The 21,233-nt window shown below is 70.5% G+C and carries 14 protein-coding genes; 5 read left to right on the top strand and 9 right to left on the bottom strand.

The annotated features are described in order from the left end of the window. Window positions 1-127 precede the first annotated feature (127 nt). From MBA17_RS32790 to MBA17_RS32770, 5 genes are all read right to left on the bottom strand, one after another. Window positions 128-1,981, bottom strand: coding sequence for an ABC transporter ATP-binding protein (locus MBA17_RS32790; RefSeq protein WP_238500770.1), 1,854 nt, complete (start codon window positions 1,979-1,981; stop codon window positions 128-130). Window positions 1,982-2,064: 83 nt separating this feature from the next. After that, window positions 2,065-3,369: a lanthionine synthetase C family protein gene (locus tag MBA17_RS32785; RefSeq protein WP_238500768.1), complete on the bottom strand. Its 1,305-nt coding sequence runs from the start codon at window positions 3,367-3,369 to the stop codon at window positions 2,065-2,067. Continuing rightward, window positions 3,366-6,440 carry a lantibiotic dehydratase gene (locus MBA17_RS32780; protein WP_238500766.1) on the bottom strand — a complete coding sequence of 1,025 codons (3,075 nt, stop codon included), beginning with the start codon at window positions 6,438-6,440 and terminating at the stop codon, window positions 3,366-3,368. Before MBA17_RS32780 ends, MBA17_RS32785 begins: the two co-directional genes overlap by 4 nt. Window positions 6,441-6,553: 113 nt before the next feature. Next, window positions 6,554-6,730, bottom strand: coding sequence for a hypothetical protein (locus MBA17_RS32775; protein WP_238500764.1), 177 nt, complete (start codon window positions 6,728-6,730; stop codon window positions 6,554-6,556). A gap of 229 nt (window positions 6,731-6,959) precedes the next feature. Next, entirely contained in the window at window positions 6,960-7,136 is a 177-nt protein-coding gene (locus MBA17_RS32770) for a hypothetical protein (RefSeq protein WP_238500763.1), read from the bottom strand. A 413-nt stretch (window positions 7,137-7,549) separates the two neighbouring features. Here MBA17_RS32770 and MBA17_RS32765 point away from each other — a divergent pair, with 413 nt between their 5' ends. Continuing rightward, a complete protein-coding gene (locus MBA17_RS32765) occupies window positions 7,550-10,492 on the top strand; it encodes an AfsR/SARP family transcriptional regulator (RefSeq protein ID WP_238500762.1) in 2,943 nt (980 codons plus the stop codon). A 157-nt stretch (window positions 10,493-10,649) separates the two neighbouring features. Here the strand turns inward: MBA17_RS32765 and MBA17_RS32760 are convergent, their stop codons facing one another. Next, complete coding sequence (locus MBA17_RS32760) at window positions 10,650-10,814, bottom strand: hypothetical protein (RefSeq protein WP_238500761.1); 165 nt, start codon at window positions 10,812-10,814, stop codon at window positions 10,650-10,652. A 687-nt stretch (window positions 10,815-11,501) separates the two neighbouring features. On the opposite strand from MBA17_RS32760, the gene MBA17_RS32755 reads away from it, so the two are divergent. The 3 genes from MBA17_RS32755 to MBA17_RS32745 all read left to right on the top strand — a co-directional run bounded on the left by MBA17_RS32755 (window position 11,502) and on the right by MBA17_RS32745 (window position 17,173). Then, window positions 11,502-12,308: an AfsR/SARP family transcriptional regulator gene (locus MBA17_RS32755; protein WP_238500760.1), complete on the top strand. Its 807-nt coding sequence runs from the start codon at window positions 11,502-11,504 to the stop codon at window positions 12,306-12,308. 54 nt (window positions 12,309-12,362) lie between these two features. Next, entirely contained in the window at window positions 12,363-15,500 is a 3,138-nt protein-coding gene (locus MBA17_RS32750; RefSeq protein ID WP_238500758.1) for a S41 family peptidase, read from the top strand. 248 nt (window positions 15,501-15,748) lie between these two features. Continuing rightward, on the top strand, window positions 15,749-17,173 hold the full coding sequence (locus MBA17_RS32745) for a flavin monoamine oxidase family protein (protein WP_238500754.1): 1,425 nt from the start codon (window positions 15,749-15,751) through the stop codon (window positions 17,171-17,173). Between the two features lie 92 nt (window positions 17,174-17,265). Here MBA17_RS32745 and MBA17_RS32740 read toward each other — a convergent pair whose 3' ends face one another. The 3 genes from MBA17_RS32740 to MBA17_RS32730 all read right to left on the bottom strand — a co-directional run bounded on the left by MBA17_RS32740 (window position 17,266) and on the right by MBA17_RS32730 (window position 19,979). Next, window positions 17,266-17,649, bottom strand: coding sequence for a DUF2255 family protein (locus MBA17_RS32740; protein ID WP_238500753.1), 384 nt, complete (start codon window positions 17,647-17,649; stop codon window positions 17,266-17,268). Between the two features lie 475 nt (window positions 17,650-18,124). After that, window positions 18,125-18,928: an SAM-dependent methyltransferase gene (locus tag MBA17_RS32735; RefSeq protein ID WP_238500752.1), complete on the bottom strand. Its 804-nt coding sequence runs from the start codon at window positions 18,926-18,928 to the stop codon at window positions 18,125-18,127. A 94-nt stretch (window positions 18,929-19,022) separates the two neighbouring features. Beyond that, entirely contained in the window at window positions 19,023-19,979 is a 957-nt protein-coding gene (locus MBA17_RS32730) for a carbohydrate kinase family protein (protein WP_238500751.1), read from the bottom strand. Window positions 19,980-20,153: 174 nt separating this feature from the next. On the opposite strand from MBA17_RS32730, the gene MBA17_RS32725 reads away from it, so the two are divergent. Further along, complete coding sequence (locus MBA17_RS32725) at window positions 20,154-21,167, top strand: sugar ABC transporter substrate-binding protein (RefSeq protein ID WP_238500749.1); 1,014 nt, start codon at window positions 20,154-20,156, stop codon at window positions 21,165-21,167. The last annotated feature ends 66 nt before the right edge of the window (window positions 21,168-21,233 follow it).

Below are 21,233 nucleotides of genomic sequence, written 5' to 3'. Positions count from 1 at the left end.
TCCCGGTTGCCTGGTCGCGCGGTCGACCACCACGCTGCTGATCTTGAGAGGGATGGCGCGGTGGAGCCCGGCTATGCGCTTGCCGGTTATCGGGTCGCCACACGCGCTGAGCGACGAACCTGTGATCTCAAACCGGATCAAGCCCCGGCATCCGGCCGTAGCGGCGGGCCTGCAACATGTACGACTCGTAGTAGAGGCCGCCCAGGGAGAGCAGATCGTCGTGAGTTCCGCTCTCCGCCACCCGCCCGTGCGCCAGGACGTAGGCGCGGTCGCAGTGGCGGACGGCCTCCAGGCGGTGGGTGATGAGGATGACCGCCCGGTCCTCGGCGAACTCCCGGATCGCGGTGAGCAGCGCGTTCTCGGCGGCCGGGTCCATCGCCGCGGTGGGTTCGTCGCAGATCAGCAGCGACGCGTCCCGGTAGAAGGCGCGGGCTGCCGCGACCCGCTGCCACTGGCCCTTCGAGAGTTCCTGGCCGCCCTTGAACCTCCGGTCCAGGAGCGTGTCGTAGCCCTCGGGCAACCCCGCGATCACGGAGTCGGCGCCGGACGCCAGCGCGGCGGACGCCAGCCCGTCCTCGTCGGGCCGGTTGCCCATGACGATGTTGTGCCGGGCGGAGAGCGGCCACTGCGTGTAGTCCTGGGCGATGACGGCGACGTGCCGCCACAGGTCCTCGCGTCTGACGCCCTGGATGTCGTCCCCGTCCCAGCGCACGGCCCCCTCGGTGACCTCGTAGAAACCCGCGAGGAGTTTGGCCAGGGTGGACTTGCCGGATCCGTTCTCGCCGACCAGGGCGATCATCTCGCCTTTCCGCACTCGTACGGACACGTCGTGGATGACACGCGAGTCCGTTCCCGGATACGCGAAACCGATGCCGTCGGCGCTGATGGTCTCGAAGTCCGCCGGCCCGGGGCGCTCGTCGCGCCGGGAGCGGGCGGTGGCGGTGGCGAGGAAGGAGACCAGGTCCTCGAAGTACAGCCCGGACTGGAAGCAGGAGGTGGCCGAGCCCACCAGGTTGCGCAGTGAGGAGTTGCTCACCTGTACCGCGATCACCGCCGTCGCCGCGGCGCCGACTCCCACCATGCCGGTGCCCACCAGGATCGCCAGCGCTCCGTAGACGACGCCGGCGCAGAGCCCGCGGGCGGAGACGCCCTGCAGCCCGACGACGAACTCGCGCCGAGACAGCCGGAGTTCGAGCCGTTCTTCTTGAGCGGAGATCTTGTCGTACTCCTCCAGCAGGAACTCGCGCATCATGTACGCCCGCACCTCCAAGGCGGAGGCGCGGCCGCACATCAGCTCATGGAGTATCCATTTGCGCCGTCGACTGGCCGTGAGCTGGAACATCAGGCGGTAGCGCATCAGGCCCGCCCGGGCGGCCGCCCAGCCGTCCGGCACGGAGGCGATCAGCACCAGGGGCAGCAGGACCGGGTGCGTGGCCGCGAGCACGGACCCCGCGGCGGCGAGACCGATCACCGCCGCGGCGACGTCCACCATCCTCTGGACCATCTCGGGCGCCTCGTGCAAGCCCCGGTCCTTGGCCAGGCGCATGAAATCGTAGAGCTCCGGCTCGTCGAAGTCCGCCAGCGGCAGCCGGGTGCCCGCCATCGCGAGACGGGCGGCGACGATCCGTTCGACCTGGGGCCGGAGGCGGGCCTGACTCCAGGAGGCGAGCGCCAGCAGGGACGAACGCAGTACGGCCAGCGTGCACACCATCACCAGCGGGCCGCTCGCCGCCTGAAGGCTTTCCCAGGTCATGGCCTGCGACAGGAGACGGGACAGCACCACGGTGCCGGACACCAGCCCGGAGACCATGCAGACGCCGGCCAGCAGGTTCAGGCTCACGGCGAGGAGCAGGTCGCGCCGGTTGGCCGCCCACGCCAGCTTCACCGCCTCCCGCATGAGTCTGGGGAACCGGCGCAGGATGCCGAGGGTGGTCGCCGAGGCGACGACGGTTTCATGGGACTGCCAGACCAGCGGCTTCATATCGGTTGACGCCAGCGGCTTCGAGGAGACCAGAGTCATACGCACCTACCGGATCGACGGAGCGGTTGAAGAGGTCGTGGCGGTCACGAGAGCAGCAGCATCGAGTCCCAGCCCGTCGCCGACCGGGTCCCGTTCAGATAGGCGTCCAGCGCGAGCGCGACACCCGCGGCGCCTTCCAGCAGTCCTGGAATGTCCAGGTCGAGGGAGTCGCCCATCCGGTTGACCCGGAACCCGAACGGGAGGTCGTCGTCGTAACGCTCGACGATCCTCTCGACGATGAAGTCCGCGTGCCGGGCGACGTCGAGGTGCGGCGAGCCCTCGGCGTACCTGAGCACCGTCTGCAACACCCCGGCCCAGCCATGGCAGATGAACGCCTGCGGCAGCGGTGGTGCGTCGGCCAGCCTCGCGAGTTCGGCGGTGAAGACGTCGTCGGCCGTCTTGACCCAGCGGTCCTCCCCGAAGGCGTGGCCGGCCAGTTGCAGGGCGCGGGCCACTCCCAGACCGCCGTAACACCACGTCGGCGCCGACTTGACGCCCTTGCCCAGCTGGTACTCGTCCCACTCCAGCAGCCGCGCCCAGTGCGGGCCCGCCTCGTCGGTCTGGACCTTTTCGACCAGCGTCTCGGCGATGGCCGCGGCGGCCTCAGCCTGGTCGGGCGCGCGCCGGCCCGCGCTCCACGCGAGCGAGAAGAGCGCCAGCGGCCCGCTGATCCCGTGGGCCAGGCCCAGGTTGAGGTGTTCCCGGCGGAACGGCGTGATCGGTGAGGCCTGTGTCTCCCCGATCCACCAACCGGGCCGCCAGGCGCCGTCCCACCGGCGGGGCCGTCCCAGCTTGACCAGGCAGTCGAGGACGTCGAGGAGCAGTTCGTCACCAGCGTTGCCTGCCTTGAGCAGATATGCCCCGATCCCGGTCAGGCCTTGGATGACGTCGTAGGCGCGATACATGTTCGCGCCTTTGATCCGTGGTCCGCCGTTCGCGATCTGGTCGGCCCTTTCCCGCACGGACTCCCCGACGGCGGTGTTGATGACGTCGCGAGCGTTTCCGCAGTCGCTCCGGGCGCACGCGTCGAGGATGAAGCCGATGCCCGCTGCTCCCTGGTAGAGGCCGGAGCCTATGATCTCTGCCACGCTCCCCAGGGTGCGCCGGACGTACTCTCGCGCGATGGGCGCGTATTTCGCGTCCGACCGAGCCAGTTCCGCGTAGAAGAGGGCCAGGCCGCCGTATCCGGAACCGAGGCTCGGGCGGTGCCAGATCTCGCGCCGCCCTCCCGTCTCAAGGGCGATCGACGTGCTCCCCGGCTGGATGACGCCGAGGACGTGCTCAGGGTCGCCGAGTCTCTCCGCGATGCGGCTGACGATCTCACGAGCATTCTCATGGGGGTGGCTCATTTCGTGTCCTTCCTGTTGAGGAACGTGCGGGCGGCCGACTGCAGGATCTTGTACGAGAGCCCCTCCGCTTCCCGGTCCACGCCGAGGAGGCGATTGGCGTGCATGTGCAGGAGGTCGATCGCGATCGAGCCGAGCGAGTCGGCCCAGACCGCCGACGGGTCCTGCGCGGAGTACGCCTTCGCCTCCTGGCTGCGGAGGGTCCACGATTGCCGGAGCAGCGTGCCGCCGCGCAATCTGTCGAGACCGGCCCATCCGCCCCGCGGATCCACCGCTCTGAGCTGCCCGCGTAGCCGCGGGGGAGTTCTGACGGCGGAGACCTGGGCGGGAAACGTCCCGGTGGCCCAGTGCGCCCAGTCGAGACCGAGATCGGTGAGGAGCTGGATGTGGTTCATGGCCGCCAGGACCTCGGGGGCCAGGTCCAGTTCTCCCCGTGCCACCAGGTCGAGCTGGCAGAGAACCAGATCGCTGTCCGCCGAGAAGTACGCTTCCGCGGCCGGCATATGGTCAGGGCCTCCATATCTGGCCACCTCCGGGTGGTACGTCCCGGTGGTCCAGTGCGAGATCTCCCCGTCGTCGCTCAGCCGCTCCAGCGTCCCGGCGACCCGCGGCAGCACCTGCGTCAGCAGGTTCCCTGGATCGCCGTGCATGCGCAGCCTGACGTGGTGCTCGGGATCGACGTACCGGATGAAGAACCACTTGTCGACGTGCGGGGCCACGGAGTCCAGCAGCAGCGGGAGGCTCCTGCTCAGCAGCTGGTCCTGGGACTCGGCTCGTGAGTAGAGCTTGAGGTAGAGCCACTCGCTCCCCAGCGGATGACGGGCGGAGCCGCTCGCGGGCCTCGGGGGCCGCCGCAGTGACAGCGCCTCCTTCTCCGCCTGTCCTTTGACGGAGACCACGATCTCCGTGGTACGGCCGGCGAGCCAGGATCCCGGCCGGTCGGCGGCGACCTCCCTGAGCTCGACGCCGGGACGCTTGCGCAGCTCGTCTCGCAGGAGCTCCAGATGCAGTCCCGAGGTCAGGTCCAGGTCCAGCCGGTTGTCGCCGTCGCTGAGTTCGACCCTGTCGGGCACCCGGTAGAGGCGGCGCCAGTCCTCAAGCGCCGTGCACCACTCCGGCCAGGACAATTTCCCGTCCTTCAGCGTCGCGGCGGGACGCCACCTCGCCTTCGCGAGGATCGTCCGCCCGTAGCGCACCCTGGGCAGGTAGGGAAATGTCGAAAAATGCCCCCAATTCCAGCCGAAGGGCGAGGTCACCCAGCCCTGCGAGATCTCCGCGAGCAGCCGAACGGCGTTGGGGGCGAACACGTCCTGGCGCAGCATGTTCGGCACCGCCGCGAAGACGCGGCGTCCGTGCGCCTTCGACCACACGTAGAGCCGCTCGTCGGTCGCGCCGACGGCCAGATCGGTGAGCGGCAGCACGTCGACCCCCGGCTCCTGAGACTCGTACGGCACGCCCACCGGGATGATGTGCGCGAGCACGTTCGGGACCTTGGAGACGTTGAGATGGCGCGGCTGGAAGGGGCTGTACACGAGCTGCGCGGTCAGCCATTCGTCCGCCGGCAGCGGGGCCCGCAGCGAGCCGGCCAGGACCCGTTCCGCCCGAAGGTGCCGGGCGAAGCGCCCGAGAATCGCGCCAGAGGTGGGAACGGCGCCGATCCCGCTCACGGACAGGGTGAAGTCGCCCTCCTGCGCCGCGCGGAGCGATTCGCAGTCCAACGTCAGGCAGAGGTCGAAATAGGCGGGGAGCCTCGCACCGTGGTGCCGCCCCCCGAGGTCTTTCACGACGTCGTCGTCGATCGAGATCTCCTCGGCGCCCGTCATGATCGCCTCTTCCAGGAGCAGGGCGAGCGCACGGGGAAACCGGGGGCCTTCCGGCTCGGCCGGCGCGTTGTGATGGTCTTTGACGTCCGCCGGCATCTCGTAGCCGCGCGGCGCTCCCAGCCCGAGGTGCGGATCCAGCAGTTCCAGCAGCGGAACCAGGGTCTGCTGGCCGTACCGCTCGAGGAACGCCGTGTGGTATCCGCGCAGGCCCGGTGACAGCGCCTGAACGGTCATCGAGTCGAGCCGGCACAGGGTGGCCGTCAGATCCTCGATCTCGTCCTTGACGGTCACGGGCAGCGTCACGTCCACGTCGAGTTCGAGGTCGACCTGCAGGTCGATCGCCTCGCCCGAACTCGCCGCCCGGCCGTCCAGCAGGACTCGGCGGCCCTCTTCCGGAGAGCGGCGGGCGAAATCGCCGATGAAGGACTCCGCCGCGCGCAGCACCTCCGCGTGCGGGTGCGAGCCGAGGCGTCGGATCAGCGGGGCGAGGCCGTCGCCGGACGCCTGGTGCCACTGGAGATCCGACAGCAGGAAGCCGACGTCCAGCAGTTTGAGGAGCAGACCGTCCAGCCGGGCCGGCGGAATCTCCGGGAACCGGTCCGCCAGGTTCGCACGGAGCTCGTCGTAGCGCACGGGGCGCTCCGTGGCCGCGAGGACGGCCTGGACGGCCGGCGTGTCGCGGATGGTTATCTCCTTCGCGGACGACGCCCCTTCCTCCAGGGCTCCGGTGGGGTGACTCGCGTAGGGCAGCACCATGCGGGCGCCGCGTGAATAGGACAGGGAGTTGCGGACGAACGAGAGCGAGGCGAGGGTCTCCGGCGCCTGCTGCCCTTCGCGCAGCAGCGGGGCGAGCCAGGCCCCGTCGGGCCGCACATGCTTCGTGTGGGCATCGCCCCACCGCGCCACCGGCCGTTCGCCGAAGCCGCCGGTCGCCACCCCGGCGAAGAGCCCGAACGGCGTGGGCCGGCACGTCGCCCTGATGACGTACTTGGCGAGGTTGAGGGCGACGCGCCGCACCTTCGCGTTCTCCGGCCGCCGGCCGTCGCGAATCGCCTCCAACTCCCGCGCGAAGTCCGGGCTCGCGACGGCGATGGCCTCCATCAGCACGGAGTCCGTTGACTGCCGGAGGATGAAGCGGTGGAGCCCGTCGAGATACTCCTCGGTCCCCGGCCGGCCCGCGATGAGAGTTTCGTCGCGGCGAGCGCCGTCCAGAATCGCCGCGCGAACCACAAAGGTATTGTCGACAAGCATTGTTTCGCTCCACTTCCCTGGTGCGTGGTCTCGCGACGAACCGATGGAATGCAGCCGGGCCCGGACGAGGCCGATTCGCGGCGTCATCCGGTGGCCCGGCGGTTCTCGCCGTATCAGCAGTCGGGGCAGAGGTTGACGCCCTGCGCGCCGGTCGGATGAACGCAAATGGTCAGGATGTAGCAGGTGTTGCTGGTGCCGCCGGTCTTCTCGGAGCAGAGCGCGAAGTCGCTGTGCCGTACGGCCTGCGACACGACCTGAAGATCCAAATCGAAGTAGTCATTCTCGGGCATTGGATCGCCTCTCTTTTATTTGGTCCGTTCGATGCCGCGGGAACCTTCACGTTCGCGGCGGACCAACTGTTTTCTTGAGATTAGGATCGCCGCGCACACGCAGGGCACATGCGGAGTATTTCGCTCCATTTCCCTGGTGCGTGGGCTCGCGAGGAACCGATGGAATGTAGCCGGGCCCGGATGAGGCCGATTCGCGGCGTCATCCGGTGGCCCGGCGGTTTTCGCCGTATCAGCAGTCGGGGCAGAGGTTGACGCCCTGCGCGCCGGTCGGATGGATGCACACCGTCAGGACGTAGCAGGTGTTGGTGGTGCTGGGCGTCTTCTCGGTGCAGAGCGCGAAGTCGTTGTACCGTACGGCCTGCGACACGACCTGAAGATCCAGGTCGAAGTAGTCACTCTCGGGCATTGGATCGCCTTTCCTTCTTTGGCCCGTTCGATGCCGCGGGAACCTTTTGTTTTGCGGCGGACCAACTGTTTTCTTGAGATTAGGATCGCCGCGCACACGCAGGGCACATGCGGGACACGAAACGAATGAGCCGGGCTTTCGATCGCGTGCGGCAGGAGCTCCGGCGGGCGAGGAATGCTTCTCGGCACCGGCCCGATCTGCGTCTCGAACTGTTCCGAACAAGGCCGAACGCCAAAATTCATTGTCCGGACACCATGGGATGGCGACTCTGTGGTCATCGGCCGCGAACGCCGGCTCGCCGGGGCTCCGATCAACCGGGGACCGAGCGGAAGTTCTCACGTCACTTCGAGAACGGCTGAGCCCTGCCACCTGGCGTGCCAGCGAAGCGGTCGGCGGGTAACAGGGAGGCTGATATGGAGTTCCGCATCCTCGGACCGCTGAGAGTCCTGGTCGATGGCCGAAGACTCCGCCTGGGAGGCCCCCGCCAGCAGACCGTGCTCAGCTGCCTCCTGCTGGACGCCAACCGTCCCATCGCGGCCGAAAGGCTGGTGCAGGCGATCTACGGTGAGGCCCCGCCGACGACATCGCGGAACCAGTTGCAGATCGCCGTCTCCGCGCTGCGCCGGCTGTTCGCCGACCAGGGACATCCCGGAATCATCACCACCCAGGCGTGGGGCTACGCCATCGCCGTCGACTCCGCCCGGCTCGACTCCCACCGTTTCCAGGAACTCGTCGGCCGCGCCCGCGAGGCGCGAGACACCGGCCGGCCCGCCGAGTCGATCGTCTTGTACCGGGAGGCGCTGGCCCTGTGGCGCGGCCCGGTGCTCGACGGCATCCAGTTCGCCGGAGCGAAGGTGAGCGCCGGGAGGCTGGAGGAGCTCCGGATCACGGCGAACGAGGAGTGCGTCGAGGTGGAGTTGGAGTCGGGCGGCCACCACGAGCTCATCGGCGAACTCGCCACGCTCGTGAGGGAGCACCCGATGCGGGAACGGCTGCACGGCCAGTTCATGCTCGCGCTCTACCGCTCCGGCCGGCGGGAGGAGGCGCTGCGGGCATACCAGCGGGCCCGGGACATCATGATCGACGAGCTGGGGATCGAGCCCGAGGAGCGGCTGCGCCGGCTGCGGCACGCCATCCTCACCTCGGATGCCGCACTCGATCTTCCGGTGGCCCCGGCCGGACCCTCCCCGGTGATCCCCGCCGGCCCCTGCCTGCTGCCCACGGACATCGCCGACTTCACCGGCAGGCAGCAGGAGATCGCCGACCTCGAAGCGGTGCTCGCGGCGGACACGGCCCCGCCTGCCGTACCGATCGTCGTGATCGCGGGCATGCCGGGCGTCGGCAAGTCGAGCTTCGTCATCCACGCCTCGCACCGCCTGGCCGACCGGTATCCCGGCGGCCGGCTCTACGCCGACCTGCACGGCGAAGCGTCCTGCCAGGTGAGTCCGATGCAGGTGCTGGAGCGCTTTCTGCGCGCGCTCGGCGTGCCCGGCATCGAGATCCCCGAGGACCTGGAGGAGCGCGCCAAGCTCTACCGCAAGCTGCTCGACGGCCGCCGGACGCTGATCGTGCTCGACGACGCCGTGACGGAGAGCCAGGTCCTGCCGCTGCTGCCGGACTCCGGCGGCTGCGCCGTACTGATCACCAGCCGCACCCGCCTGACCGGGCTGCACGGGGCACACCACGTTCACGTCGACGTCTTCGACGCACACCAGTCGATGAGCCTGCTCGCCCGGATCGCCGGAGACGGACGTGTCCGCTCGGAGACGCGGTCGGCGGAGGCGATGGCCGAGCTGTGCGGGCGGCTCCCCCTCGCCCTGCGCATCGCCGGCGCCCGCCTGTCCGCGCGGCCGCACTGGAGCGTCGAGCAACTCCTGCGGCGACTGGAGGACGAGAACCGGCGGCTCGACGAGCTCCGGCACGGCGGTCTCGGCATCCGGGCCACGATCTCACTGACCTACGAGAGCGTGGGCGATGACGCACGGCGGCTGCTTCGCAGGCTGGCGATCCTCGACACGCCGGTGTTCTCCGGCTGGGTCGCGACCGCGCTGCTCGACGTGCCGATCACGGAGTCCGAGGATCTGCTCGACGAACTGGCCGACGCCCAGCTCATCGCGGCCACCGCTGCCGGCGGCGGGCCGCACGGCCAGTATCGGCTGCACGGCCTGGTCCGCGTGTTCGCCCGTGAGCGGCTCGCCGCCGAGGAGTCCGCCGCCGGGCGCGCCACCCTGCTGCGGCGGGTCCTGGGCGCGCTGCTCGCGCTCGCCGAAGAGGCGCACCGGCGTGCGTACGGCGGGCCGTACGTGCAGGTCCGCAACGGCGCGGAACGGTGGCCGCTGCCTCCCGTGCTGGTCGACCGCCTGATGGCCGCCCCGCACGTGTGGTTCGAACGCGAGCGCACGAGCCTCGTCTCGGCCGTCCGCCAGGCCGCCCACGCCGGCTTCACGGAGCTGTGCTGGGGCCTCGCGCTCGGCTCGGTCAGCCTGTTCGAATCCCGGATGTACCTCGACGACTGGCGCGACACCCACCGGATCGCGCTCGCCGCCGCACAGCGGGCCGGGGACGTACGAGGCCGAGCCGCGGCGCTCTACTCGATCGGCTCGCTGGCCATCCACGAGCAGCGCTTCGACGACGCCCGCCGCAACCTGGAGACGGCCGTCGCGCTGTTCCAGCAGGTGGGCGACGAGCACGCGACCGCGCTCGCCGTACGGAACATCGCCTTCCTAAACCGGGTCGCCGGTCGCCTCGACGAGGCCGCCACCGGGTACGAGGCGGGGCTGGAGATCTTCCGCCGGACCGGGGACCCGGTGGCCTCGGCGTACATCCTGCACAATCTCGCGCAGATCAGGTTGGATCGGGGCGAATTTGACGAGGCGGACAAGCTGCTGGCGGAAGCCCTGGTTCTCAGCCGTGAGGCGGGGGCGAGGCGGGTCGAGGCCCAGGTTCTGCACCGCATGGGCGGCGCCTGCCTGTCGTTCGGTGATCCCCGTCGCGCCGCGGAACTGTTCGCGCAGGCGCTGGTGAGGGTGCAGGGCGACGGCGATCTCGTGGGCGAGGCGTACGCGCTGCAAGGGCTGGGCCTCGCCCGCCTGCGCCTGAGCGAACCGGCCGAGGCCGGCGAGGTGCTGCGCCGGGCGCTGCGGTCGGCCACCTCGACCGGCGCGCGGCTCGTCGAGACGCGGATCCTGCTCAGCCTGGGCGAACTCGCCCTGGACGGCGACGATATGGACCAGGCGGCACGGCATCTGCGGTCGGCGCTGGAGCTGGCCAGGGGCATCCAGGCGGCGCATCTCGAAGCGCGGATCGCCGGGGTTCTCGACACCGTCCGCTCGCAGGAGGAGAGCGCGGGCCTGTAGGCGGTTGCCGGGGGAGCCGGCTCACGGGCCGCCCGCCCAGCGGACCTGCGCCGCGCGGCTCACGGGCCGCCCGAGCGGTCCTGCGCCGCGCGAGGGAGGCCCGGACGCCGGTCCCGCACCACCACGCCGATGAGCACGGACAGCACGATGGCCCGCGTCAGTCCCAGGGGGTGTTGCCCGGGTCCGAGATGATGCCGCCGCCGACCGGAGGGTCCGCCATCGCCGGGGCGGCGAGCCCTGTGGTCACGCCCCAGGCGACGCTCAGCGCGACGAGTACGGTGATGATCCTGCGGAATACGCGTCCCCTGTCGTGACCAGCCATGTGAGCGACCTCTTCCTACCATGCGACGACGGCTTTCCGGCGCTGTGCGCTCGACGGTATTCCGGGCCGCATGCCGCCCCGCTATCGCGCCGCTTTCCCTCGCACGCGGAGAATCGGGGCGGCACGGAAAGTCCGCGAATGCGGCCCGGAAGGCGCGGTGCGGAACTCTTTGAGGGACCCACCACGGTGCGCCTCCGGTACCGGACCCGAATTCGCCGGTCTCGGTGCCGGCGGGGTGTATCCGCTGGTGGCGGTGACCTTCCGAATCAAGGACGAGTCGATCGGGTGCGAGATCCGGCTGACTCCGGCCCCTTGTTCGCCCACCACCCGCCTCCAGGCCGGCCGAGCCGGCCCGGCGGCCCTGACACGTCGGCTCGGGACGAAAGGGTCCCGGTGCCGCCCGCTAGAAGGAGAAAGCACATGTCCACGTTCAAGAGGTTCGCGGCCGCGATCGGCCTGGTCAGCACGATGCTGCTGGGAAGCGGTCTCATCACCACGACCCTGGCCGCGCCGGTCGCCGCGGACGACAGCAACCCGTGATGACGGCCGGGAAGCGGCGCTGCCCGCAGCGTGTCCGGCTGAGCTGAGTCAACGGCCACCGCATATCGGCGACATATGCGGTGGCCGTCGCTCGTGGAGAACAGTCCCCCTGAAACCACGTTCGCCGAATGAACAGGAGGCTATGCCATGTTCTTCCGCCTTCTCGGTCCGCTGCGCCTGGGCGCGGAAGGACCAGGGCCGGGTGACTCGCCCACATGCCGCGGCGTTCTCGCCGTTCTGTTGCTCAACTCCGGCCGGGAGTTGTCCGCGGCGCGGCTCGCCGACATCATCTGGGACGATCCGCCCCGGTCGGCGATGTCCAATCTCCGTACCTACGTCGGCCGGATCCGCGCCCGGCTCCAGGAGCTCGGAATGAGCGGGCGGCTGACCACCACGCGCGGCGGCGGGGAGGTCGGCGCCGCGTACCGGCTCACGGTGGCGGCGGGAGAGTGCGACCTCCAGGTGTTCACCGATCGGGCCGCGCAGGCGCGGACCGCCCTCACCGCCCGCCGGTTCGACCTGGCGGCGAACCTGCTGCGCAGGGGCCTCGCCCTGTGGGAGGGCCCTGCGTGCTCCAACGTGTCGGGCGGCGCCAGCCTCCGCGGGTACATCGCCGATCTCAACGAGCAGGGCCTGCTCGCCCGGGAGGACTACATCGAGGCCAGGCTGAGTCTCGGCATGTCCGGCGGCCTGGTCGGCGAGATCCGCGGGCTGCTGGCTGAGCATCCGCTGCGCGAGCGCGTCGCCGGCCAGTTGCTCAGGGCGCTCTACCTCGGTGGCGACCCCCACGCCGCGCTGAACGAGTACAGCAGGCTCCGCCGTACGCTCGACGAGGAACTCGGCGTGGACCCCTCGCCCCCGCTGCGGCGGCTGCATCATGCGATGCTCCGGCACGACGAGGACGCCGTGCGCGCGCCGGAGGACCACCACCGCTCGCTCGTGAGCTGGGCCTGATCCGCCATGAGCGACATATGCGCTCTGTGTGCCCGTCCTGCCGAGACTGGGCTCATGGTCGACAGCGCGTACCTCAGATATCCGCACCTGTGCGGCGACCTGCTCACGTTCGTCGCGGACGACGACGTCTGGGTGGCGGCCGCGGAGGGCGGCAGGGCCTGGCGTTTCACCGCGGCCCAGGTGGCGGTCTCGCACCCGAGGTTCTCTCCCCGCGGCGACATGATCGCATGGACGAGCGGCGGCGAAGGCGTTCCCGAAGTGTTCGCCGCCGCCCTCGACGGCGGTACGGCGAAGCGGCTGACCCACTGGGGAGACACCACCACCTCGGTGCGCGGCTGGACTCCCGACGGCCGGGTGCTGGCGGTCTCGGCCGTCGGCGAGGCCACCCGGAACCGCATCTGGGCCTGGAGCGTCCCGCTCGACGGCGGCCCGGCGGAGCGCCTGCCGTACGGCTGGGCCAGCGAGGCCGCGATCTCCGGAACGGCGGTCGCCACCGTGTCGTCGCTGGTGCGCGAGCCGTCCTCCTGGAAGCGCTACAGAGGCGGCCGGGCCGGCAAGATCTGGGTCGACGCGGCAGGGAGCCGCGAGTTCACCCGGCTGTTCCCGGAGAGCACGGCGCAGTACTGGTCGGTCATGTGGGTGGGCGGCCGGCTGGCCTTCCTCGCCGACATCGACGGCCACGGCAACGTCTACTCGGCTCTCCCGGACGGCTCCGATCTGCGCCGGCACACCTCCCACGAGGGTTTCTACGCCCGCCACGCCACCACGGACGGGAGCAGGGTGGTCTACAGCCGGGCGGGGGATCTCTGGATGCTGGAGTCCCTCGACGCCGAGCCGCGCGAACTGCCCGTCAGGCTCGGCGGCTCGCGGCCGGGGCGGTCGCCGAGTCCCGCACGAAACCGGGTGACCGCGTTCTCACCGGACCCGGCCGGGCGCGCCAGCGCCGTCGAGATCCAGGGCACGGCACACTGGGTGACCCACCGCGAAGGTCCCGCGACCACGCTGCGGGATGCTCCGGGGGTCGGGGTACGGCTGCCGCGCGCGCTCGGCGCAGGCGGCCTGGCCGTCTGGGTGTCCGACGCCACCGGCGAGGACGGCCTGGAGGTCGGGAGGCCCGGCGAGGAGTTCCGCACGCTGGCCGCCGGCCGGCTGGGCCGGGTGCTCGAACTGGCGGCCTCCCCGGACGGCGAGCAGGTCGCGGTCGCCTGCCACGACGGCCGCCTGCTCGTCGTCGAGGTCGAATCCGGACGCCTCCACCAGCTCGACCGCACCGAGCACGGCGACATCAAGGGCCCGGCCTTCTCGCCCGACTCCCGCTGGCTGGCGTGGACGTATCCGCACGACGAGCGGCTGTCGCAGATCAGGATGGGCCGGGTGGACGGCGGCGAGGTGATCGAGGTGACGCCTCGGCGGTTCGCCGACTTCGACCCCGCCTTCACCAGGGACGGCAGGCATCTGGCCTTCCTGTCGCACCGGACGTTCGATCCGGTCTACGACCCGCAGGTGCTCGACCTGTCCTTCCCGCACAGCTGCCGGCCGTACGTGGTGCCGTTGCTGAGCACGACGGCGGCGCCCTTCGGGCCTGGTGCGAACGACGAAGCCGGAACCCAGGCGACCGAGGTCGAGATCGAAGGGCTGGCCGCACGGGTCGTCCCGGTGCCCGTCCCCGCCGGCCGCTACGGCAACCTCCGCACGGCCGTGGGCGCCCTGCTCTGGGTGCGGCGCCCGCTGACCGGCCAGCTCAACGGCCGGCTCGGCAACGGCGCCGACCCCAACGACGACGCCGTGCTCGAACGCTTCGACCTGACACGGCGCGCCCCGTCGGAGCTGGCCAGAAAGATCGAGTCCTTCGAGGTGAGCGCCGATGGCACCCAGATCGTCATGACCGGTCCCGGCGGTCTGCAGACGCGGTCCACGGCGGACCGCGGCGACCTCGTCTGCATCGACGTGGAAAGCGTCTCGGTGACCGTCGATCCCGTGGCCTCGTGGCGGCAGGCCTACGCCGAGGCCGGACGGCTCATGCGCGACCACTTCTGGCGTGCGGACATGAACGGCGTCGACTGGCAGCGCACGCTGGCCCGGTACGCCCCGCTCGTGGAGCGGATCGGCTGCTACTCCGAGTTGCTGGACGTGCTCTGGGAGGTGCAGGGAGAACTCGGCACCTCGCACGCCTACGCGTACCCGAACAACGCCGCCGCCATGAGCGAGTACGGACGCCCGCCGGGCCTGCTCGGCGCGGACCTCGTCCGCGACGACCACCTGGTGTGGCGGGTCGCCCGGATCCTGCCCGGGGACTCGTCCGACCCCAATGCGCGCTCACCGCTGCTCGCGCCCGGCGTGGCGATACGGCCGGGCGACGCGATCATCGCGGTGAACGGTCGTGCGGTCGACCCGATCCATGGCCCGCTGCCCCTCCTGTCGGGCCTGGTGGGGCGGCAGGCCGAACTCACGGTCACCTCGGCCTCGGACGGTACGACCCGGACGGTGACCGTCGAGCCGATCGGCGACGAGCGGCCCCTGCGCTACCACGACTGGGTCGACTCGCGCCGGTCCCTCGTCCGGGATCTCTCGGCCGACCGGCTCGGCTACCTGCACGTGCCCGACATGGTCGCCTCCGGCTGGGCCCAGTTCCACCGCGACCTGCGCACCGAGATCGCCCGCGACGGCCTGATCGTGGACGTCCGCGAGAACGGCGGCGGGAAACTGTCCGAACTCGTGCTGGAGAAGCTGTCCCGCCGGGTCACCGGGTGGGCCGTGTCCCGTGGACACCGGCCGACGCCCTATCCCTCGGACGCCCCCCTCGGGCCCGTCGTCGGCGTCACCGACGAGTTCGCCGGCTCCGACGGCGACATCTTCAGCGCGGGCTTCATGCAGAACCGGCTCGGGCCGCTCGTCGGCACCCGGACCTGGGGCGGTGTGATCGGCATCGACGGCCGCTACTCCCTCACCGACGGCACCATGGTCACCCAGCCTCGCTACGCCTTCTGGCTGCGAGGTCCCGGCTGGAGCGTGGAGAACCACGGGGTCACCCCCGACGTCGAAGTGGCGATCACCCCTCAGGACCGCGTCGCAGGCCGGGACCCCCAACTGGAGCGGGCGGTCACCCTGGCGTTGACCGCCCTCACCGAGACGCCCCCGGCCTCGCCTCCGCCGCTGCCGCCACCCGCCCACGCTTTCGAGGGTCTGGACTGAGCACGGGTGGGCTTCTTTCGGGAAGCCCAGCCGGTGCCGGCCGTACTGGTTCCCCACACCTGCTGGGAACGGAGAGCAGCGACGCGTGGTCAACGTGGGTAAGATCGGTCGGGTTAATCGATCTCATACAGGTCAGCGTCGTGGTGGTCGGTGGGTGCGCTGGCGTGTCCGTCATGCCACGGACGCGTCCGCACCCGGCCGGGTGGCGGAGCGTGGTCCGGGGCATGACCCGACCCACCGGAGAAAGCATGTCCGACCACCCAACCGCCTCCTCAGTTGACGTGATCATCGTCGGCGCCGGCTTGGCGGGCCTCACCTGCGCCCGTGACCTGCACCGCCACGGCCTGGACGTCGTTGTCCTGGAAGCCCGTGACCGAGTCGGCGGGCGCACCCACAGCGTCGAGCTCGACGGCCAGACCATCGAGCTGGGCGGGCAGTTCCTCGGCCCCGGGCAGGATCGCGCGTACGCGCTCGCCGCCGACCTCGGCGTGGGCGTCTTCCCGACGTACGGCGAGGGCGACCACCTGGTGGAGACCGCCGCCGGGCGAGTACGGCGCTACCGGGGCACCATCCCGCGGCTGAGCCCGCTCGCCCTGCTGGACGCCGCCCAGGCCCAGGCCAGGTTCGAACGGCTCGCCCGGAGGATCGACACCGACGCGCCCTGGCGAAGCCCCGGCGCGGCCGCCCTGGACGGTCAGACGCTCGAAACCTGGATCCGCCGCACCACGCGGACCCGGGCCGGGCGGCGGCTGTTCACCATGGCCTGCCAGGCGGTCTGGTCCTGTCAGCCGAGCGAGCTGTCCCTGCTGCACGCGCTGTTCTACGCCCGCTCGGCGGGGACCCTCCAGCAGGTGATCGCCGTCGAGGGCGGCGCACAGCAGGACCGTCTCGACGGCGGGGCGCACGAGCTGGCCCTGCGACTGGCGCGCCGGCTCGGTGACCGCATCCACCTCGGCACCCCGGTCGACCGCATCGCCCAGGACGAGTACGGCGTGCGAGTCACCGCGGGGGACCGGACCTGGCGGGCGGCGCATGTCGTGGTGGCGATCCCGCCCACGATGTCCGGCCGCATCGCCTACCGGCCGCCGCTGCCGGCCGCCCGCGACGGGCTCACCCAGCGGCTGCCCATGGGCGCCGTGATCAAGTGCATAGCCGTGTATCCGGAGCCGTTCTGGCGCTCGAACGGGCTCAGCGGCCAGGCCACCAGCCTGCGGGGGCCGGTCAGCGCGGTCTTCGACAGCAGCCCGCGCGCGGGCGAGCGGGGCATCCTGCTCGGCTTCGTCGAGGGAGCCGAGGCCCGGTTCCTGAGCGCCCGGCCGGCCCCCGAGCGTCAGACGGCGGTCCTCGGCCAGCTGGCCGAGCTGTTCGGCCCGCGGGCCGCCGCCCCGGCCGGCTATACCGAGCAGGACTGGGGTACCGAGCCGTTCACCCGCGGCGCCTACTCCGCCGTCTTCCCGCCCGGCGCCTGGACCCAGTACGGCCACGCCCTGCGTCCCCCGGCGGGCCGCATCCACTGGGCCGGGGCCGAGACCTCCCCCCGCTGGTACGGCTACATCGAGGGCGCCATCAGATCAGGCGAAGCCGCAGCGGCCACCATCACCGCTTTACCTCGGCGAGATCGGCCTGCCAAAGCCGTGTCAGATGGCGGCCCGGTCCGGAAAAGCGCGACCTGATGGGTCGGTCAGCGTTCGATCATCTGCATCTGCTCCTCGTCGTGGTGGTCGCCGGCGGCGGGCGTGAGGTCGTTGAGCTTGCCGATCGTGCTTCACGAGCGCGGCACGAGTTTGATCGTCGCGGCTCGGGACCCGGGATTGACCACGCCGCCGATGACGTTCGCGCTGTAGCGCCGGTACTTGGTGCGGTAGACCTCGTCTATCTCGTCGTGGACGTCGTCGTCGGGGTCGGCGTCGGCGAAGGTGACGTCCGCCTCGACGCCGCCCGCCTGGATACGGCCTTCGTGGGAGGTCTGGGTGCCGCGGAACCAGGAGCCGCCGCGCCCGTTCATGGAGCGCACGTAGAGGTCATCGCCGACACGGACGACCCACATGATCACTGGGTCGCGCAGGGTGTCATCGCGGCGGGATGACGAGAGCTCCAGCTCCTCCGCGTTTCCGATCTTGGTGAGCTCTTCGCTGGTCCAGGTGGCCATCGCGGACATCTCCTTCGTCCTGTGAGTGGTGTGGGTCCGGAGGTGAGCTGCCTCGCCGTACAACGCTTCAGGAAGCGAACGAGTCGAGCCTGACGTCGTCGGGGTCGGGACCGCCGCGGACCCCGGTGTCGATCGAGTCGATGGCGGACAGCGCACACCGCCGCCACAGACTGACCGAAATGTGATGTCTTGTCCGAGCTGTCCGGTCCCATCGAAAGGGGGCTACCCACTACTCGGGAGGTAACGGCAGGCGGCGGAGAAAGGCGTGACCATCCGGTTGCCGAACTCTTGCCCTTCCCGGCTGCACGTCCTGCCTGACACGCGCGAACGCAGGCCGACCGCGCACCGGTACGGGCACGGTCACGCTGACCCCGAGTTTCGCGGCCATGAGCGGCTCCCGCGCCGGCGGCCCGCGTCGGCGGTGGGGTGGTGCGCCGAATGCGTCCGGGCGGAGCCCGATCCACGCGGCCCGATGTCAGACGAGCCGGGCGACCCCGCCGAACACATAGCCGCCGGCGCTGTGCTCGACGAACGCGGCGTCGTTGCGCCAGTCGGCGACGTCGACCAGGCCGGGAGAGACCGGTTCGAAGCCCTTGAAGAACCGGGTGATGTGCTCCGGCGTGCGGTCCCTGAGCGCCGCCGTCGACTTCTCGTAGACCTGCCGGGCCTCGGAGATGGTCTGCTCGCTCAACCGCCCCTGGCTGCCATGGGAGATGACGATGTGGCTGCCGGGGGCCATGCGCTCGCGGAAGTATCCGACGACGCGCTCGGCGTCGTCGTCGTCCACGAAGTGGAGCACGCTCACGAACAGCACCGCCACCGGCTCGCTGAAGTCGATGAGGCCACGGGTCGTCGGACTGTCGGTGATCTTCTCTGGAGTGCGCAGGTCGGCTTCGACGACGCCGGTACGGCCGCTGCCGGTGAGCATCGCCCGGCCGTGGGCGGCGACGATCGGATCGTTGTCGACATAGACGACGTGTGCCAGGGGATCGACCGCGTGGGCGACCTCGTGCACGTTGCCCCGGGTCGGGATACCCGTGCCGATGTCGAGGAACTGCCGGATGCCCGTCTCGCAGAGATAGCGGACGGCTCGGCCCAGGAAATCGCGATTCTGCCTGATCACCAGGCGTCCATCCGGCCCGACCAGTTCCTGCAGCTTCTCAGCGGCAGCGCGGTCGACGGCGAAGTTGTCCTTGCCGCCGAGCCACCAGTCGTAGATCCGCGCCACGCTCGGGCTGCTGAAATCGATGCCGTTCAGCGCGGCGTCATCCTGACTCAAACCACAACCCCTATGTCGCGTCTCAGGCCCAGGATAGATCAATCCATTCGCCCCACGGTGCGGCGGCCATCCATGGGCGTCGGCGCACCCGCCCTCAGGCGGGCTGATCCGCGCAGGCGAGATCCCCGGCCCAGGGCGAGTCGGCGCCGGCGACCGAGCAGGTGTGCGCGGCGACCCGGACGGCGAAGGACACGGCCCGCACCGCCTGATCGAGGCCGAGATCGTCGAGTCGCCCGCCGAGCGACCCCGCGGCGTGCAGGCGGTGCAGCAGGCCGGCCGTGAAGGAGTCACCCGCTCCGACGGTGTCCACGACGCGCGTGGCGAGGGCGGGCACCTCCGCCCGCTCGCCGTTCACCGAGACGACCGTCGTCCCGGGGCCGCGCGTCACCACGACCAGGCGTACGCCTGCCGCATGCCACGTGTCGCACACCCGGTCGATCCCCTCGTCGGGGTGGATGTGCGCGAGGTCGTCCTCGCTCAGCTTCACCACGTCGGCCAGCGCGCACCAGCGGGGCATCCGCGCCCGGTAGACGGCGGGATCCACCAGCGCCGTGCGCACATTGGGATCGATCGAGACGGTGACCCGCGGCGCGGCGGCCACCAGCAGTTCCTCGATGCGCTCGGCGCCGGGCGCGCGGACCAGCGCGAGGGAGCCGGTGTGCAGGCAGACCGCGTCGCCGAGCCGTTCGACGGTCAGTTCGGCCGCGCTCCACCGCCAGTCGGCCGCGCCTTCGGGATGGAAGGAGTAGCGGGCCTGCCCGTCGTCACCGATGGTGGCGACGGCGAGCGTGCTGGGCTCCGGGGCGGGCACGCAGCCGGTCAGATCGACGCCGGAGCCTTCCAGGCGACGGCGGAACAGGGCGCCGAAGGCGTCGCCGGAGATCCGCCCGAGAAACCGGGTGGGCGTGCCGAGCCGGGCGAGGGCGGTGGCGGTGTTGGCCGGTCCGCCGCCGGGCAGCACGCGCAGGGTCAGTTCGCCCTGCTCCGGGCTTTCGACGACGAAGGCGTCCGCGACGCACTCGCCGAGCACGGCGACCTGAGTGGGGGGCATGGCCGGGCCTTTCCGCTGCGAGGTAGGAGGCGATTTGGCGACGTTGCCAACTTGTTACAGGTCAAGGGCATTGACGTTTCGTCCTGCGGAGTTCATCATCGCTTCCCAGTGGATGTCAACGTTGACATATGACAACGCTGACATTGCAACCCCCTAAGGATCATGGAGTTGCGCATGTCTTCCAGCAGCATTCGTACCGTCGGTGCGCTCGCCGTCTGCACCGTCGCCGCCACGATGAGCCTGACCGGATGCGGGGGGAGCGACTCCGCGGCCACCGGTGGTACGCCCACTTCAGTCAAGGTGGGGCTCATCACCAAGACCGAGACCAATCCCTTCTTCGTCAAGATGAAGGAGGGCGCCGAGGCCGCCGCGAAGGCTCAGGGCGCCGAGCTGATGACCGCCGCGGGCAAGTTCGACGGCGACAACGCCGGCCAGATCACCGCGATCGAGAACATGATCGCCGCCGGGGTGAAAGGCATCCTGATCACGCCCAGCGATTCCAAGGCGATCGTCCCGGCCCTGCAGAAGGCCCGTACAGCGGGGGTCATGGTCGTCGCCCTGGACAGCCCGACCGAGCCGCAGGACGCGACGGACGCGCTGTTCGCCACCGACAACCTGAAGGCCGGGCAGCTCATCGGCGCGTACGCCAAGGCCGCCATGTCCGGCAAGCCCGCGAAGATCGCGACGCTGGACCTGGCCCCCGGTGTCGCGGTCGGGAAGCTTCGTCACGACGGCTTCCTGAAGGGCTTCGGCGTCGCGGAGGGAGACCCGTCGATCGTCTGCTCCCAGGACACCAGCGGTGATCAGGCCAAGGGCCAGACCGCGATGGAGAACTGCCTGCAGAAGGCCCCCGACCTCAATGTCGTTTACACCATCAACGAGCCCGCCGCCCTGGGCGCGTACACGGCGCTGAAGGCCAAGGGCCGGGAGAAGGACGTGCTCATCGTCTCGGTGGACGGCGGCTGCACCGGCACCAAGGCGGTGCAGAGCGGCCAGATCGCCGCGACCTCCCAGCAGTACCCGCTGAAGATGGCCGACCAGGGCGTCAAGGCCGTCGTCGCGTACGGCAAGGGCGGCGCCAAGCCCTCCGGTTACACTGACACCGGTGTGACCCTGATCACCGACAAACCCGTCGACGGCGTCGAGGCCGAGGACACCGCGTTCGGCCTGCAGAACTGCTGGGGCTAAACAGAGATGACCACGACGACGACGCCTCCGAAGCCATCGTTGACCGGGCCGTCCAGAACACGCAGG

The organism is Dolomitihabitans soli (assembly GCF_022213955.1).
Taxonomy (GTDB): domain Bacteria; phylum Actinomycetota; class Actinomycetes; order Streptosporangiales; family Streptosporangiaceae; genus Streptosporangium_A; species Streptosporangium_A soli.
Note: the sequence above shows the minus strand (reverse complement) of the source record. Positions and strands in the feature narration are given on the sequence as shown.